This window comes from Jiella marina, assembly GCF_024359545.1.
Lineage (GTDB): Bacteria > Pseudomonadota > Alphaproteobacteria > Rhizobiales > Rhizobiaceae > Jiella.
In genome coordinates, this window is sequence record NZ_JAKQZG010000009.1 from 63,736 (window position 1) to 79,141 (window position 15,406).

15 protein-coding genes and 1 other RNA gene are annotated in these 15,406 nt (G+C 64.1%); 7 read left to right on the top strand and 9 right to left on the bottom strand.

Annotated features, from left to right (window positions below):
* Positions 1-363 precede the first annotated feature (363 nt).
* Entirely contained in the window at positions 364-4,272 is a 3,909-nt protein-coding gene (locus MF134_RS15665) for a vitamin B12-dependent ribonucleotide reductase (protein WP_255340537.1), read from the bottom strand.
* Positions 4,273-4,782: 510 nt separating this feature from the next.
* Between MF134_RS15665 and MF134_RS15670 the strand changes: the two genes are divergently transcribed.
* Positions 4,783-5,910, top strand: a complete 1,128-nt coding sequence (locus tag MF134_RS15670) for a sensor histidine kinase (RefSeq protein WP_255340409.1) — start codon at positions 4,783-4,785, stop codon at positions 5,908-5,910.
* Positions 5,911-5,946: 36 nt separating this feature from the next.
* Here the strand turns inward: MF134_RS15670 and gpt are convergent, their stop codons facing one another.
* The 5 genes from gpt to MF134_RS15695 form a co-directional block, all read right to left on the bottom strand.
* The gene (gene gpt, locus MF134_RS15675; protein ID WP_255340410.1) at positions 5,947-6,444 is read right to left on the bottom strand and encodes a xanthine phosphoribosyltransferase; all 498 of its coding nucleotides are present in this window, start codon (positions 6,442-6,444) and stop codon (positions 5,947-5,949) included.
* A gap of 97 nt (positions 6,445-6,541) precedes the next feature.
* On the bottom strand, positions 6,542-6,946 hold the full coding sequence (locus tag MF134_RS15680) for a gamma-glutamylcyclotransferase family protein (RefSeq protein WP_255340411.1): 405 nt from the start codon (positions 6,944-6,946) through the stop codon (positions 6,542-6,544).
* A gap of 89 nt (positions 6,947-7,035) precedes the next feature.
* On the bottom strand, positions 7,036-7,350 hold the full coding sequence (locus MF134_RS15685; protein ID WP_255340412.1) for a nucleotidyltransferase family protein: 315 nt from the start codon (positions 7,348-7,350) through the stop codon (positions 7,036-7,038).
* A 114-nt stretch (positions 7,351-7,464) separates the two neighbouring features.
* Positions 7,465-7,872: a peptide-methionine (R)-S-oxide reductase MsrB gene (gene msrB, locus MF134_RS15690; protein ID WP_255340413.1), complete on the bottom strand. Its 408-nt coding sequence runs from the start codon at positions 7,870-7,872 to the stop codon at positions 7,465-7,467.
* A 135-nt stretch (positions 7,873-8,007) separates the two neighbouring features.
* A complete protein-coding gene (locus MF134_RS15695) occupies positions 8,008-8,424 on the bottom strand; it encodes a c-type cytochrome (RefSeq protein WP_255340414.1) in 417 nt (138 codons plus the stop codon).
* Positions 8,425-9,050: 626 nt separating this feature from the next.
* Between MF134_RS15695 and ssrS the strand changes: the two genes are divergently transcribed.
* Positions 9,051-9,207, top strand: a non-coding RNA gene (gene ssrS, locus MF134_RS15700) — 6S RNA.
* Between the two features lie 60 nt (positions 9,208-9,267).
* Positions 9,268-9,849: a 5-formyltetrahydrofolate cyclo-ligase gene (locus MF134_RS15705; RefSeq protein ID WP_255340415.1), complete on the top strand. Its 582-nt coding sequence runs from the start codon at positions 9,268-9,270 to the stop codon at positions 9,847-9,849.
* On the opposite strand, the gene MF134_RS15710 is transcribed toward MF134_RS15705, so the two are convergent.
* Positions 9,806-10,378 carry a CAP domain-containing protein gene (locus MF134_RS15710; RefSeq protein WP_255340416.1) on the bottom strand — a complete coding sequence of 191 codons (573 nt, stop codon included), beginning with the start codon at positions 10,376-10,378 and terminating at the stop codon, positions 9,806-9,808. The genes MF134_RS15705 and MF134_RS15710 overlap by 44 nt on opposite strands.
* 108 nt (positions 10,379-10,486) lie before the next feature.
* Between MF134_RS15710 and MF134_RS15715 the strand changes: the two genes are divergently transcribed.
* The 3 genes from MF134_RS15715 to MF134_RS15725 all read left to right on the top strand — a co-directional run bounded on the left by MF134_RS15715 (position 10,487) and on the right by MF134_RS15725 (position 12,891).
* The gene (locus tag MF134_RS15715) at positions 10,487-11,128 is read left to right on the top strand and encodes a glutathione S-transferase N-terminal domain-containing protein (RefSeq protein ID WP_255340417.1); all 642 of its coding nucleotides are present in this window, start codon (positions 10,487-10,489) and stop codon (positions 11,126-11,128) included.
* Positions 11,128-11,949: a TIGR00282 family metallophosphoesterase gene (locus MF134_RS15720; protein WP_255340418.1), complete on the top strand. Its 822-nt coding sequence runs from the start codon at positions 11,128-11,130 to the stop codon at positions 11,947-11,949. The genes MF134_RS15715 and MF134_RS15720 overlap by 1 nt, the downstream gene beginning before the upstream one ends.
* A 114-nt stretch (positions 11,950-12,063) precedes the next feature.
* The gene (locus MF134_RS15725) at positions 12,064-12,891 is read left to right on the top strand and encodes a TerC family protein (protein WP_255340419.1); all 828 of its coding nucleotides are present in this window, start codon (positions 12,064-12,066) and stop codon (positions 12,889-12,891) included.
* A 113-nt stretch (positions 12,892-13,004) separates the two neighbouring features.
* Here the strand turns inward: MF134_RS15725 and MF134_RS15730 are convergent, their stop codons facing one another.
* Entirely contained in the window at positions 13,005-13,436 is a 432-nt protein-coding gene (locus MF134_RS15730) for a CBS domain-containing protein (protein ID WP_255340420.1), read from the bottom strand.
* Between the two features lie 129 nt (positions 13,437-13,565).
* Positions 13,566-14,312, bottom strand: a complete 747-nt coding sequence (locus MF134_RS15735) for a rhomboid family intramembrane serine protease (protein WP_255340421.1) — start codon at positions 14,310-14,312, stop codon at positions 13,566-13,568.
* A gap of 177 nt (positions 14,313-14,489) precedes the next feature.
* Here MF134_RS15735 and MF134_RS15740 point away from each other — a divergent pair, with 177 nt between their 5' ends.
* Complete coding sequence (locus MF134_RS15740) at positions 14,490-15,392, top strand: PilZ domain-containing protein (RefSeq protein ID WP_369695431.1); 903 nt, start codon at positions 14,490-14,492, stop codon at positions 15,390-15,392.
* The last annotated feature ends 14 nt before the right edge of the window (positions 15,393-15,406 follow it).

Sequence of the window (15,406 nt, forward strand, 5' to 3'; positions counted from 1 at the left end):
CTCCAGATGCGGCACTCGATCAACTGGCCATTCATTGCCCTCGTGTAGGGCTGCCGAATGCTAGCGATAACGTAACGTCTGGATGTCTTCTCCGATGTTAAGCTCCCGGTAAGTTTGCGCCGATAGATTTCGAGACTAATAATCTCGCCCATAGGATTTCTCCGCTCGCTGGGGAATATTGGGGTGAGTTGCGCCGTGCCGATGGATCAGATCGGCGCGGCGCTTTCTTTTTGCGTATTTCACATTACTCTTCCTTTCTATGGATTGACTTGGATCTCGTTCCGCCCGTGAAGAATGGCGTAGCGATTCGCATTGAGTCCAAAAAAAGCCCCAGGAGCTTTCACTCGCCGGGGCTTTGGGTTGTCAGCTACAGCCGCTCGTCGACCCACACGTGTCGCACTTCAGGCACGTCCCGTTCCGAACCATCGTGAAGTTCCCGCACTCCGAGCAGCTTTCGCCGGTGTAGCCCTTCATCATCGCGATGGTGCGGCGTTCGGCGTTGGAGGCCTTGGGCTCAGGGGCTTCGGCGACGTTGGCGTTGTCCTTGTCGTTCGCCGAATAGGCGAGCGGCTGGTCGAACAGGCCCTGGGCCGGCGAGGTGTCGGCCGAGGGGGCCGGCGTTGCCAGCGGGGCTTCGTCATAGTCGCGCTTGAAGGCGGTCGCGGTCGAGCCGCCCTGCCCTGCGACGGCGCTCGAACCGGAGACCGCTGGACGCGCGGCGGGGCCTTGCGCCTTGGCGTTGACGTTCGACGCGGCGGTCGTCGCGGGGCGCGCGGCGGCGGTGACCGGCGTGGCGCCGGGCTTCGCCGCACCGGCCGGCGTCCCCGCGGCGGAGCCCGCCGGCTCGTTGGAGGAGACCAGACGGAACTTCGCCGTCTGGCCGCGCACCATGCCGGACGAGATCGGCAGCGGCGCGGGCTTGTCGCCCTCGACGCCCCGGCCGACCGTCGAGGCGGTGATGTCCTCCGGCTGGACATGGGCGAGATCGTGCCGGCCGAGATAGGAGACGGCGAGCTCGCGGAAGACATAGTCGAGGATCGACGTGGCGTTCTTGATCGCCTCGTTGCCCTGGACCATGCCCGCCGGTTCGAAGCGGGTGAAGGTGAAGGCCTCCACATATTCCTCGAGCGGCACGCCGAACTGCAGGCCGAGCGAGATGGCGATGGCGAAATTGTTCATCATCGCCCGGAAGGCGGCGCCCTCCTTGTGCATGTCGATGAAGATCTCGCCGAGACGCCCGTCGTCGAACTCGCCGGTTCTGAGATAGACCTTGTGGCCGCCGACGATCGCCTTCTGGGTATAGCCCTTGCGGCGGTTCGGCAGCTTCTCGCGGTCGCGCACCACCTTCTCGACGATGCGCTCGACGATCCGCTCGGCAACCTGGGTCGCCTGGGCGGCGGGCGGCGAGGCGATCAGCGCGGCGGCGGTCTCCTCGACGAGATCCTCGTCTTCATCCTCCTCGTCGGCGATCAGCGAGGCGTTGAGCGGCTGGGAGAGCTTCGAGCCGTCGCGGTAAAGCGCGTTGGCCTTCAGCGCCAGCTTCCAGGACAGCATGTAGGCGGCCGTGCAATCCTCGACCGTCGCGTCGTTCGGCATGTTGATGGTCTTGGAGATCGCCCCGGAGATGAAGGGCTGCGCCGCCGCCATCATGCGGATGTGGCTTTCGACCGAGAGATAGCGCTTGCCGATCCGCCCGCAGGGATTGGCGCAGTCGAAGACGGGCAGATGCTCGTCCTTCAGGAACGGCGCGCCTTCCAGCGTCATCGCACCGCAGACATGGATGTTCGCGGCCTCGATGTCTTTCCGCGAAAAGCCGAGCGCCGGCAGCATCTCGAAGGTGAAGTCGTTCAGCTGCTCATCGGTGAAGCCCAGCTTCTCCTTGCAGAACTCTTCGCCCAGCGTGAACTTGTTGAAGACGAACTTGATGTCGAAGGCCGAACCCATCGCGGCATTCAGCGCGGCGATCTGCTCGTCCTCGAAACCCTTGGCCTTCAGCGAGCCCGGATTGATGGCGGGCGCCTGGTTCAGATTGCCGTGGCCAACCGCATAGGCCTCGATCTCGCCGATCTGGCTTTCCGAATAGCCGAGCGTGCGCAGCGCGTCCGGCACGGCGCGGTTGATGATCTTGAAATAGCCGCCGCCGGCGAGCTTCTTGAACTTCACCAGGGCGAAGTCGGGCTCGATGCCGGTGGTGTCGCAGTCCATGACGAGGCCGATCGTGCCGGTCGGCGCGATCACCGAGACCTGCGCGTTGCGATAGCCGTTCTGCGAGCCGAGTTCGACGGCTTCCGTCCAGGCCACCTTGGCGCGGCCGGACAGGCGCTTGTCGGTCAGCGCGGCATGGTCGAGCGGCACGGGGTCGACGGCGAGCTGCTCATAGCCATTGGCGATGCCATGGGCGGCGCGGGCGTGATTGCGCATGACGCGCAGCATCGGCTCGGCATTGCGCTCGTAATCAGGGAAGGCGCCGAGAATTCCGGCCATCTCCGCCGAGGTCTTGTAGGCAACGCCCGTCATCAGCGCTGAGATCGCGCCGCAGATCGCTCGGCCTTCCTTGGAATCATAGGGAATGCCGGAGGTCATCAACAGACCGCCGATATTGGCAAAGCCGAGACCCAGCGTGCGGTAATCATAGGAGAGCTTAGCGATCTCTTTCGACGGGAACTGCGCCATCAGGACGGAAATTTCGAGGACGATCGTCCACAGCCGCACAGCATGCTCGAAGGCAGCCGTGTCGAAGCGCTTCGTCGCCTTGCCGTCGGGCCCGTTCACCGTCTCCTGGAACTGGATCAGGTTGAGCGAGGCGAGATTGCAGGCGGTATCGTCCAGGAACATGTATTCCGAGCACGGGTTCGACGCCCGGATCGGCCCCGCCTCGGGGCAGGTGTGCCAGTCGTTCATGGTCGTGTTGAAGTGCAGACCCGGGTCGGCCGAGGCCCACGCCGCGTAACCGATCTGCTCCCACAATTCGCGCGCCTTGACGGTCTTGTGGACCTTGCCGTCGGTCCGGCGCACGAGGTTCCACTCGGCATCTTCCTCGACGGCGCGCAGGAAGTCGTCGGTCAGCGAGACGGAATTGTTGGAGTTCTGGCCCGAAACGGTGAGGTAGGCCTCCGAATCCCAATCGGTGTCGTAGACCGGGAATTCGATATCCGCGTAGCCCTGGCGCGCGAACTGGATGACGCGCTTGGCGTAGTTCTCGGGAACCTGCGCCTTCTTGGCGTCCTTGACGGCGCGCTTCAGCGCCGGGTTCTTCATCGGATCGAAGCAGTCGCCATCCGGGCCCTCGCAATTCACGCAGGCCGAAAGAATCGCCTTCAGATGCTTCGCCACGGTCTTGGAACCGGTGACGAGGGCGGCGACCTTCTCCTCCTCACGAACCTTCCAGTTGATGTAGGCTTCGATATCCGGGTGATCGATGTCGACGACGACCATCTTCGCCGCACGGCGCGTCGTGCCGCCGGACTTGATGGCCCCGGCCGCGCGATCACCGATCTTGAGGAAGGACATCAGGCCGGAGGACTTGCCGCCGCCGGCGAGCTTTTCGCCCTCGCCCCGGAGATAGGAGAAATTCGAGCCAGTGCCCGAGCCGTATTTGAACAGACGCGCCTCGCGCACCCACAGATCCATGATGCCGCCGTCATTGACGAGATCGTCGGCGACCGACTGGATGAAGCAGGCATGCGGCTGGGGATGCTCGTAGGACGAGGTCGAGCGGGTCAGCTGACCGGAGCGATAGTCGACGTAATAATGGCCCTGGCTGGGACCGTCGATGCCATAGGCCCAGTGCAGACCGGTATTGAACCATTGCGGCGAGTTCGGCGCGACCTTCTGGGTGGCCAGCATGTAGGCGAGCTCGTCACGGAAGGCGCGGGCGTCCTCCTCGGTCTCGAAATAGCCGCCCTTCCAGCCCCAATAGGTCCAGGTGCCGGCCAGGCGATCGAAGACCTGCCGCGCATCCATTTCCGAGCCGGTGCGCTCCTCCTCGGGGAGTTCCGCCAGCGCCTTTTCGTCCGCCGCCGAGCGCCACAGCCAGGACGGCACGTCGTGCTCCTCGACCTTCTTCAAGCGCGCCGGCACACCCGCCTTGCGGAAGTACTTCTGGGCAAGGATGTCGGAGGCCACCTGGCTGAATTGCGCAGGAACGTCGATATCGGCCAGACGGAACACCACCGAGCCATCAGGGTTTCTGATCTCGCTCGTCGCTTTCCGGAAGGCGATTGCCTGATACGGGCTTTCGCCGGCCTTGGTGTGGCGGCGTTCGATCTTCATGCCCATGGGAGCCCCATCCTCGCTTGGCTGTCTCAAGAATCACAAGCAGGCTCGACCCGTCGCGGTCATGCTGCCAGCTTGTTCAGAACTTCGCCTGTCGCGCATCTTGTGTGCATGCGACACGGCAGCCCTACATATAGTGGTTCTCGAAGGTTAAGCGAAGCTTAAATCCGGGCCTTGCCGGAGTTATCAACGGAATTCACCGGCCATTCCGATCAGCCGGCTTCTTGCCAGCCGAATGCCCTCGAATCTCGTGCGAAAGGCGTGGAAACGGTAAGGTGAGTCCGGCGAAACGGTCAATTGCGGGAAAGCCACACTGGGCCCTGCCTGACGGCACAAACCGTGTACAAACTCGCGTGAAACGAGCCGGAACCCTTGATATTCGGCCATTACAGACCCAAAGTCGGATTGTGCAAATTCGCGTAAAAATATGCGAATCGGTTAACGGGTCGGTCAGCGGCGGGATCGTGCTCCGTGCACCGTGTTGTTGGTGCCATGGAAGGACGCTGATTGTCTCGCCATCATGATTCGGACTGGAGCCTGTCGACGGCCGATCTCAGGGAGCCTGGTGTCTCTGAGGCGTTCGATCGCATCACGCGTCTGGCGGCGCGACTCCTCCGCGTTCCCGTCAGCTACATCTCGCTCGCCGAAGACGACCGGATGGTCTTCATCAGCGAGATCGGGCTGCCGCCGCGATCCGACGCCGGGCTCACCCCTGGAGGTTTTCGGACGGCCCGCACGGAGCAATCGATCTGCCACCACGTCACGGCCACCGGCAAGCCGCTGATTCTGGACGACGTCCGGTCCGACCCATGCTTTGCGCAGAACGCAAGCGTGGCGTCACTCGAAATCGGCGCCTATATCGGGCTGCCCGTCACGCTTCCGGACGGCACCGTCGCTGGCTCGCTTTCTGCCGCCGACACCAAACCACGCGAGTGGTCGGAGGAGGAGCGGGCGACCCTTGAGGACCTTCTCGCCATCCTCGCCACGGAATTGTCGTGGCGCGAGGAGGTCGAGCGGCGCCGGCGGCTGGAACAGAATACGCGGCTACTGTCCCGAGAGATGGAGCACCGGATCAAGAACTCGCTCTCGACAATCCAGGCGATCATTCTCCTGTCGGTACGCGAGGGTCAGAACGCGCTGGAGATCCGCAGCGACCTCCTGGAACGGGTGGCGTCGGTGGCGAAGACCCAGTCGCTGCTCGCCGATCAGGACGGCCAGGGGGCAATCTTCACCGATATCGTGCGCGCCGAATTGCAGCATTTCGGCATCGGTACCAATGTCGTCATTCGCGGACCCGATGTCTTCGTGGGCAAGGACGATACGGTGACGATCGGTATGATTCTCCATGAGCTCGCGACCAATGCGACGAAACATGGGGCGCTCGCGCCACGCTCGCCGGGGGGTGTGACGGTGGAGTGGGAGTTTGACGAAGCCGAAAACAGGATCCGGCTCGAGTGGCGGGAACGGCTGGTCGGTAGCCAGTCCGCGACCCACGCGCAGAACGGAGCAGGTTTCGGGACCGAACTCCTCGAAACCCTTGTCCTGCGTCAGATGCGCGGGACGATGGAGCGGGACTGGACGTCTTCAGGTCTCTTTTTCAGGGCCGAACTGAAGCTCGCCGATCCAAAGCGATGACCGGCTTCGCGGAGGTCTGCAGCCGGCATATTCCCCTCAGCCGGCCGTCGCCTTGCCGATCGGTGCCTGAAACGACAAGCCGAGATCCCACGGGAAGTAGATCCAGGTGTCCTGGCTGACCTCGGTGATGAAGGTATCAACCAGCGGCCGCCCCTTCGGCTTGGCGTAGACGGTCGCGAAATGCGCCTTGGGCAGCATGGCACGGACGATGCCGGCAGTCTTGCCGGTGTCGGTCAGGTCGTCGATGATCAGAATGCCCTCGCCACCATTTTCGAGAAGCGGCGCCGAGATCTCCTTCAGGACCTTGAGTTCGCCCTGTTCGGTATAGTCGTGGTAGGAGGCGACGCACGCCGTCTCGATCAGACGGATGCCCAGTTCGCGCGAGATGATCGCCGTTGGAACCAGACCGCCCCGCGTGATGCAGACGATGGCCCGCCACTCCGTCTGCAGTCCCGCCAGCCGCCAGGCCAGCGCCCGGGCATCGCGATGAAACTGATCCCAGGAAACGGGAAACGATTTTTCCGCAATCGACATCGTGCAATCCACCTTCGCCAAAGAGGGAGTTCCGATAGATCGAAACGCTCACACCATGCAAGCGCGCGGCATCCGGCCGAGTACCGAGCCCGCCCGCTCAACGCACGCCCTGATAGGCTCGCCAGTCGCCTTCGGGCACCACTGGATCCGCATCGGATTGCTGCGAGACATAGACCCAGGCTTCGAGATCGGCGTCGTAAAGCCTCACCCGCCGGCGGAGATAGAGTGAGTTCGCCTCGTCCCGCGGATCGTATTCCTCCCAGCCGTCGAAGATCGCAAAGGCCTGGGGCGTGAGGATCTCGTAGAGTTCCGCACGAACGACGCCAGTCGGTTCTGCCTCGTCTCCGGCGGCCGGGAAGAAGCCGGGGTAACGCCCATGGGACCGCAGCGTGCCCGCAAGCCGGCAGGGTCGGAGGAATTTCACGAGGCCGGCCGTCGATGGCGCATGCGGATCGCCGACATTGTCCATCAGCGTCCCATAGAAGGCGAAATACTCTGTCATCCGCGAACCCGGCTATGGAAAAAGCTCCGGGGCGAGATAAGGCAAGGTCGGGAGCCGGACAGGGCCGATCACCAGCGATCGCGCACCACTCATGCCACCGGCCGTTCCTCGCCCAACGTTGTCATGGTCGCGCGATTTCGTCGCATGAAGCGCTCGGACATCGTGCGGGAGCTCAGGGCATCGAGCGGCAGGCGCAACGTCCCGCAAAGCTCTTCGACGAAAGTGAACGCGTCATGTTCCGCCTCGGGAGGAAAGTCGACCAGGACATCGAAATCGCTGTCGTGGCGCACCATGCCGGTGGCAGCCGAGCCGAACACATGGAAACGACCGCTATGCTCCAAAGCATAGCGGCGAAGCTGCTCGATCAGCTTCCTCGCCGCATCTTTGCGGCGTTCCGCTTCCATGTTCTTGCGCTCGTCGAGCTTCGTTACGCGCATTGCCGGCTACTCCGATCGCAAGCAAGCAATCGTCTCTTGCTTGTTTATATCAGCGCGTATCGCCTGTCATGCCACCGCCGCTCAGGCCTCGTCGGGTTCGAAATCGAGGGCAACGCCGTTGATGCAGTAGCGCAGACCCGTCGGCGGCGGACCATCCGGGAAGACGTGGCCAAGGTGGCTGCCACACTGGCTGCAGTGCACTTCGGTGCGCACCATGCCGTAGCTGCGATCTTCCGTCGTTTCGACGGCGCCTTCCACCGGCGTGTCGAAGCTCGGCCAGCCGGTGCCGCTTTCGAACTTCGTCTTGGCCACGAAAAGCGGCTGGCCGCAGCCGACGCAGGAAAAGGTGCCAGCCCGCTTTTCGTCGAGAAGCGCGCAGCTTCCGGGACGCTCCGTGCCGTGCCCTCGCATCACCTGATACTGCTCGGGCGTGAGCATTTCGCGCCACTCGGCATCGGTGCGCGTCACGGGAAAGCTATGATGATCCATCGTCCGCTCCTTCGTTGCGAGGCTTTGCATCGTCGGGTGGCCCGTCCATCGGGTGACCACCCTATCGCTCGCTCACAATATGGGGCCGCGCGACGCCCGATGAAACACCGGGTGGCCACCAGGCGCCAGTGCGTCTCAGCGAATGCCGTTGGCGCGCTGTACCTCCCGCACATAAGTGACGATATCGGCCACTTCGGCTTCGGTGATGCCTTCGACGGGGGGCATGTCGCCGAACTTCCAGTGATGGGCGCGCACACCGTACATGGCCGCCATCAGAAACGATTGATCACCATGGTGTCCGCTTTCGTAAATGCGATGGATGAGCGGCGGGCCGCTGTCGGTCCCGGCAGCGTTGTCGCCGTGGCAGGTTGCGCAATATTGGCTGAAGAGTTCCTCCCCCTCGACGGCACGCTGGCTCAGCGAAGCGGGCATGGTGACGTCGACGATGTGATCGCGCGCCTCGGCGCTGGATCCGGGGCCGGCGATCCGCCAGACGAGGAAGCCGCCGAGCGCTATGGCGCCGGCGATGATGAGAATTCTCTGGGTTTTCATGTTTTTACGGACCTGATGAAGTCGTTCGGGATGATCGCCCGTGCGTTCCACGCAACGAAACAGCCGCAGCCTGCGGCGATGTCCGGGAGGAGTGGGCGACCGTGGAGAGGCTAGGCTCGCCGGATGCGCGGCGGTCCGGTCGAGACCGGGACGTCACGGCCGTTCAGACGCAACGCAGCGGTGCCGAAGGCGGCGCGGCTGAGGATTTGCGGGCGGCTCGCCTCGGGATCGAAAGCAAAGGCCAATAGCCCGCAGTGCATAGTGCAGGGCCCTGCCTGCAGGGCGAGACAGCCGGAGGAATCGCAGGACGCTGCGTGAACGATCGTTCGTTGCGTTTCGCAGCCCGCCTGCCCGCCACAAGGCGCCGGCATGCTCGGATGATCAGCCGCCTGGACCGATGACATCGGCACCGAGACCAATGCGAGGATGACGGCGAGGAAGATCTGCGCGACGAGCCGAGGAGCCGTTCGCCGGTCCCGCCGCCTCCAGTCGCGTAGTTTGCCTCGCTCAGTCATGTCGCTCTCGAATCCAGTCGGCGCAAAGCATATCGCAAAACGCGGCTTCGCTGTGGCATTCTCTCGTCATGCCCCTTTCGGCGACTTCGTCCCTAGCCTATATCGGGTCTCGGCGGGCTGCGCGGTGCGACAGGAGTAACTTTTCCTCGGGGCCTTAGTCATTCCGAAGGGAGCTGTCCCTGCCTCGGCTCGTGGGCCGGGGCACACGGCGCCCACCTACGTTGTAGGTTCCCGGGATCGACTTCTCCATCGGCCGGGTGGCTCGCCATCTCCCCTCCTCCGCGGGCAGACCGCCCGTCGCTGACACTCGACCGACGGGCCAGCGCCCATGACCGACGACCTGAAGAGCCTGAAGCAAGCCGTTCGCCGCGCCGCCCTGTCGCGCCGCGACGCGATGGACGAGGCGACACGCATCGAGGCGTCCCTGGCCGTTTGCGACCGGCTTGCCGAGGATGTGACGGACACGCCGGACATCGTCTCCGGCTTCCTGCCGATCCGCTCCGAGATCGATATACGGCCGCTGATGATGACCTTCGCGGATCGCCGCGCGCGGCTCTGCGTGCCGGCGATCGTCGAAGGCGCCCTGCAGTTTCGCGAACTCGTGCGCGGCGCGCCGCTCGAGCCGCAGGGCTTCGGCACCTACGCGCCGGGCGCGGATGCCGCCGTTTTCGATCCTCGGCTCATGCTGGTCCCGCTCGCCGCCTTCGATCGGCGGGGCGGCCGGATCGGCTATGGTCGCGGCTATTACGATACGGCGATCTCGGCCCTGCGCGCTAAGGGCATTTCGCCGACGCTGATCGGCGTGGCCTTCGCCTGTCAGGAAGCCGACGGCGTTCCGGTCGAGCCCCACGACATTCCGCTGGATGTCATCGCAACGGAAACGGAATTGATCGTCCCGGCGCCGCGTTGATCGCTGCAGGCATGGGCCGTTCGTCGGCTGCCCCCAGGATCAGCGCCCAATAGGGCTCGCCATTGGCGCCCATGGCGGCGGCGAAGCCGATCTCGGTCACCCGGGGATTGAGCAGGTTCTTGCGATGGCCGGACGAGTTCTTCCAGCCGGTGATGACGGCTGGGGTCGAGCGATAGTTCCAGCCGATATTCTCGGCCGCCGCATTCACCTGATAGCCGTAGGCCTTCACCCGGCTCGGCAGGTCGCCATCGACCGAATGGCTCAGATCGCCGCGCGCCGCCATGGCGCGCGCCTGGCGCTCCGCCGCCTTGTCGAGGAGAGTGTTGAAGCGCAGGGCCTGCAGGCCGTTCTGGGCGCGAAAGGCGTTGATCGACGACAGCGCGAGCTGCCGGTCCACCGGCACCGTCTGGGTGGCTGCGACGTTGACCGAACCCGGGCTCGCCGCACAGGCGGCCAGCATGATCGCGAGCGCCCCGGCCAACCCCAGTCCGGCGCACCGGCGAACGATTTTCGTGCCTTGCTCCCTCATACTTCCCATCCTCCTGTCCCCTCGGCCCCAGGACCAACCTTTTTCCGTCGGGCGGTCGTCCTACGTTCCCCGCGATCACCCTGAATGACGTCGATCCAAGGATTTTTCATGATCAACCTTTACACTTGGCAAACGCCGAACGGCGAAAAGCCGGTGATCATGCTGGAAGAATGCGGGCTCGACTATCGGCTGCACATGATCGACATCTCGGGCGGCGAGCAGAAGACCCCCGACTTCCTGGCGATCAACCCCAACGGCAAGATCCCGGCGCTGGTCGAACAGGGCGAGGCGAGCAACCAGCGCGTCTTCGAATCCGGCAGCATTCTCATCTACCTGGCGGAGAAGACGGGGAAGTTTCTGCCCTCGCAGGGTCCCGAGCGTGTCGAGACGCTCTCCTGGACGTTCTTTCAGGTGGGCAACACCGGTCCGATGCTCGGCCAGTGGCATCATTTCGACAGCGCCGCCGACGAGCGCCTTCCCTATGCGATCGGGCGTTACCGGGACGAGTCGATCCGGCTCCTCGGCGTCCTCGATTCCCATCTGAAGGACAGGGAGTATCTCGCAGGGGACTATTCCATTGCCGACATCATCAATTTCGGCTGGGTGCGTTCGGGCATCTCCGGGCTGAAGGATCAGGGCGCAGGGCAATTCTCCGCACTGATGGACTGGGTCGAGCGTGTCGGCTCCCGGCCGGCGGTCAAGACCGCGCTCGACAAGCTCGATCAGGCAAAACGGGCCAAGAGCGGCTGATGCGATTTCTCTTTCTCGGCGACATGGTCGGCCGCTCCGGCCGCAACGCGGTGTTTTCCGCCCTCCCCGGCCTCGTCTCGGACTATCGGCTCGATTTCGTGGTGGTCAACGGCGAGAATTCCGCCGGCGGCTTCGGCATCACCGAAGACATCTTTCGCCAGACGCTGACGGCCGGCGCCGATGTGGTGACGACCGGCAACCACGTCTGGGATCAACGCGAAGCTCTGGAATTTTCGACCCGCGAGGAGCGTTTCCTGCGGCCGCTGAACTACCCAAGGGGGGCGCCCGGCAATGGCAGCGGCCTGTTCGAGGCGAAGAACGGCGCCCGTGTCCTGGTCGCCAACATCATGGGCCGGCTCTTCGTGACGCCGGATCTCGATGATCCTTTCGCCGCTGCCGACCAACTCGTCTCCGCCTGCCCCCTCGGCGAACAGGCCGATGCCGTGATCATCGACTTCCATGCCGAAGCGACCAGCGAGAAGCAGTCGATGGGGCATTTCCTCGATGGCAGAGCAAGCGTCGTGGTCGGTACGCACACCCATGTCCCCACGGCCGACCATCAGATCCTGTCTGGCGGCACGGCCTACCAGTCGGATGCCGGCATGTGCGGCGACTATGATTCCTCCCTCGGCATGGAGAAGGAGGAGCCGCTCAACCGCTTCCTCACCAAAGTGCCGCGCGGGCGGTTCGAAGCCGCACAAGGCCCCGCGACGATCGCCGGTCTTGCCGTCGAGATTTCCGATCGCACCGGCCTCGCCGAAAAGGTTGCGGCTGTGAGGGTCGGGCCGCGGCTGGAAAATTCGCTGCCCAATTTCTGGTGAGCGGGCCACTGGCCTTCCTGACATAGCGCCACATTTCAAGCGCTCGCGCTCGCGGCATCACCCTTGCCAAGAGCCTTGAGCCAATCGTTCGACCACCTCGCGCCCGGAGCCCCGATGGCCGACATGTTCGCCTTCCTCGCCGACCCGTCGGCCTATGCCGCGCTGATCACGCTCGTGATCATGGAAATCGTGCTCGGCATCGACAATCTCGTCTTCATCTCGATCCTGTCGAACAAGCTGCCGGAGAACAAGCGCGCAACCGCGCGGCGCATCGGTATCGGCCTCGCGCTGATCCTGCGGCTGGGCCTCTTGTCGACGGTCGCGTTCATCGTCCAGCTTACCGAGCCGCTCTTCGAGGCCTTCGGGCATGGGTTTTCCTGGCGCGACCTCATCCTGATCGCCGGCGGTCTCTTCCTGGTCTGGAAGGCGACCAAGGAGATCCACCATTCGGTCGATCCCGAGGACCACAAGGACACGATGGTCGGCAAGGCCGCGACCGTGACCATGGGCGCGATCATCTTCCAGATCCTGCTCCTCGACCTGGTCTTCTCGGTCGATTCGATCATCACCGCCGTCGGCATGACCGACGAGATCGGCATCATGGTGATCGCGGTGGTCGCTGCGGTCATCCTGATGCTGGTGGCCTCCGGACCGCTGTCGCGCTTCATCGAGGCGAACCCGACCATCGTCATGCTCGCCCTCGGCTTCCTCCTGATGATCGGCACGACGCTGATCGCCGACGGCCTCGGCTTCCACGTGCCGAAGGGCTACATCTACGCGGCGATGGCGTTTTCGGGCTTCGTCGAGTTCCTCAACATCATGGCGAAGCGCAAGCGCCGCATCGACCGTGAAAGGGCCGCGGCCGCGAAGTCGGCCGAAACGGGGGGCGAGCCGGGCACCGTGCCGGCTCAACCCCATGGCGCCCCGCCGACCGTGACCTGATACAAGTCGCGGGACAGGCCCGCGCCCCCGGCAAACACTGCGGCACGTCAGGCTGCCGGACGAGCCGTCGCCGCCCGGCATAACCCGCCTTCCGGATGATCGCGAACCGCCGGTCAGCCGGCGGCGATATATTCGCGCATCTGTTCGGCCTCGCGCTCGGCATCCTCGATGCGCTTCTTGACCACATCACCGATGGAGACGATTCCGAGCAGCTTGCCGTCCTCGACCACGGGCAGGTGCCGGAAACGACCGTGGGTCATGATCGCCAGCACTTCGTCTATGGAGGTCTCCCGCGAGCAGGTGGCGACCTTGAGCGTCATGACGTCGCGCACGGGATGCGTCAGGCTCTCCGCGCCGGCCTTGGCGACGAGGCGTACAATATCGCGCTCGGACACGATGCCCGCGACATGATCGGACTCATCCATGAGCACGATCGCGCCGATCCGGTGCTCCGCCAGAACCTTCGCCGCCTCTTCGAGGGTCGCCTCCGGCCGCAAGGTGAAGACATCCCCCCCTTTCGTCTCGAGAATATGTCCAACTGTCATACGAACCTCCCTACAGTCATCACCGTGATGGTGTGACAGGCTCGTGGCGACGGCAAGACCATTTCTCGGGTCGGATTCGCATATTTGCTTCCCGCGGCCGGAACCGGACACGGGCGGTCCATCCGAGTCTCACCGCCTGAGCCTTGCTCGCTCATCGAAGAGCGGCAGGGCCAGGAAGCCGAGCAGGAAGCCGCCGAGATGCGCCTCCCAGGCGACCTGCCCGCCCCCGAACGCCCCGGCGAAACCGGCACCGAGAAAGAAGTTCGTGGCGAAAAAGGCGATCACGAAGACGAGCACCGTGCGATTGGCGAGCGCCTCGCGGATCGGGACGCAGGGCTCGTTGATCCCGGCGTCCAGACCCCGGCCCGGGGCAAGGCGAACGAAGGCGAAACGGGAAGCGCCCCCCATCAGGGCGGACACGACGCCCGACGCGCCGATCACCGGCACGACGAGTGTCGGGTTGACCACATAGAAGGCGGCTGCGCCCGCCAGAACACCGACCAGACAGAAGACGAGAAACCATTGCGTCCCCAGACGACGCGCCACCGGCGTCCCGAAGGCGAGAAGCCAGACGGTGTTGACCCCGAAATGCGTCCAGTCGCCGTGCAGGAAAGAATAGGTGACGACCGACCAGAGATCGGCGCCGGGGCTGCGGAGATGACAGACTTCCTCCAGCGCTCCGTAACAGCCGGGCACGAAGGCGAAGTCGAGCAGAAACTGCGAACCGGCCACCGGCCCCAGCCAGAGCGTGCGAAAGGCATGGACGAAGCCGAAGGCCGCCACGAGAACCAGGATGATGCCGGGCACGTTGAAGGCCGGCGGGTGCTGCCGCGGCGGCCGCGATCCGCGGTCGGTGATCAGTTCGTCTTGCGACACGCGTTCCCCCTTTGCGGCACATCTCGTCGGTCCGCCGTCCCCGTGGCAATCCCGTCGGCCATCGGTTGGCCTTCTTCATATGGTCCTGCCGGCGCCCAGCGCGACCCGGACATGCAGTAGCATCCCAGGCGCGGGCAAAAAAAACCGCCCGCACAGAAAGAGTGCAAGGCGGTTGAAATGGCGGCGGCCGGCGGTAAACGCGACCTCCGCCGTTACGCTACGGAGACCAAGATCATCGAGCTACGCACTAGCTTCTTCAGGCGAAAACGGCAACGCGATCTCTTATGCCTGGTTAACGCCGCGCGCGTTTTGCAAGCTTTTCTTTACCTTTCGCGATTGCTCCTTTCGCCGCCCTCATCCCTGCTCCCCAGCGTCGACGCCTGCACGTGCGACAAGAACGAACCGATCGTTAACCCTCTTCAGCTAATCTTGGGGCGTGCATCAGGACCACGCGAGCGGGGAGCGCCCGAAGCCATGAACATGATGATTCCCCCCCCCGAGGCCGAGTTCGTCGAAAAGCGGCGGTATGCCCGCGTCAAGCTCGACCTTCTCGGGCGGTTCATGCGCGAGGATTTCTCCGAATTTCCGTGCCGTGTGGAGAACATGTCGCCTGGCGGCATCTCCGTCCTGACGCCGGTGGAACCGGGAATCGGCGAGCGCATCATCTTCTACATCGATCACATCGGTCGCCTCGAAGGCAGCGTCGTGCGCAGCTTCTCCGGTGGTTTCGCCGTGGATCTCGTCAATTCGGACCGCAAGCGCGAAAAGCTCGCCGCGCAGCTCACCTGGTTCGCCAATCGCGCCGAACTCGACCTGCCGGAAGATCGCCGTCACCAGCGTATCGCGCCGAAGGATCCGCGAGTGGAGGTCGTGCTGGAAGATGGCCGCCGCTACCAGGTCAAGATCATCGACCTTTCGCTCTCCGGTGCCGCACTGCAGGCCGCGGTTCGCCCGGCGCTCAATTCCCGCATCACGCTGGGCGCCATGCATGGTCGTGTCGTGCGTCATCTGGAAGACGGCTTCGCGATCGAATTCGCGGCCGTGCAGTCGAGCGATACGATCGAGAGTCTGTTGCGCTGACCGTCTCTAGGACG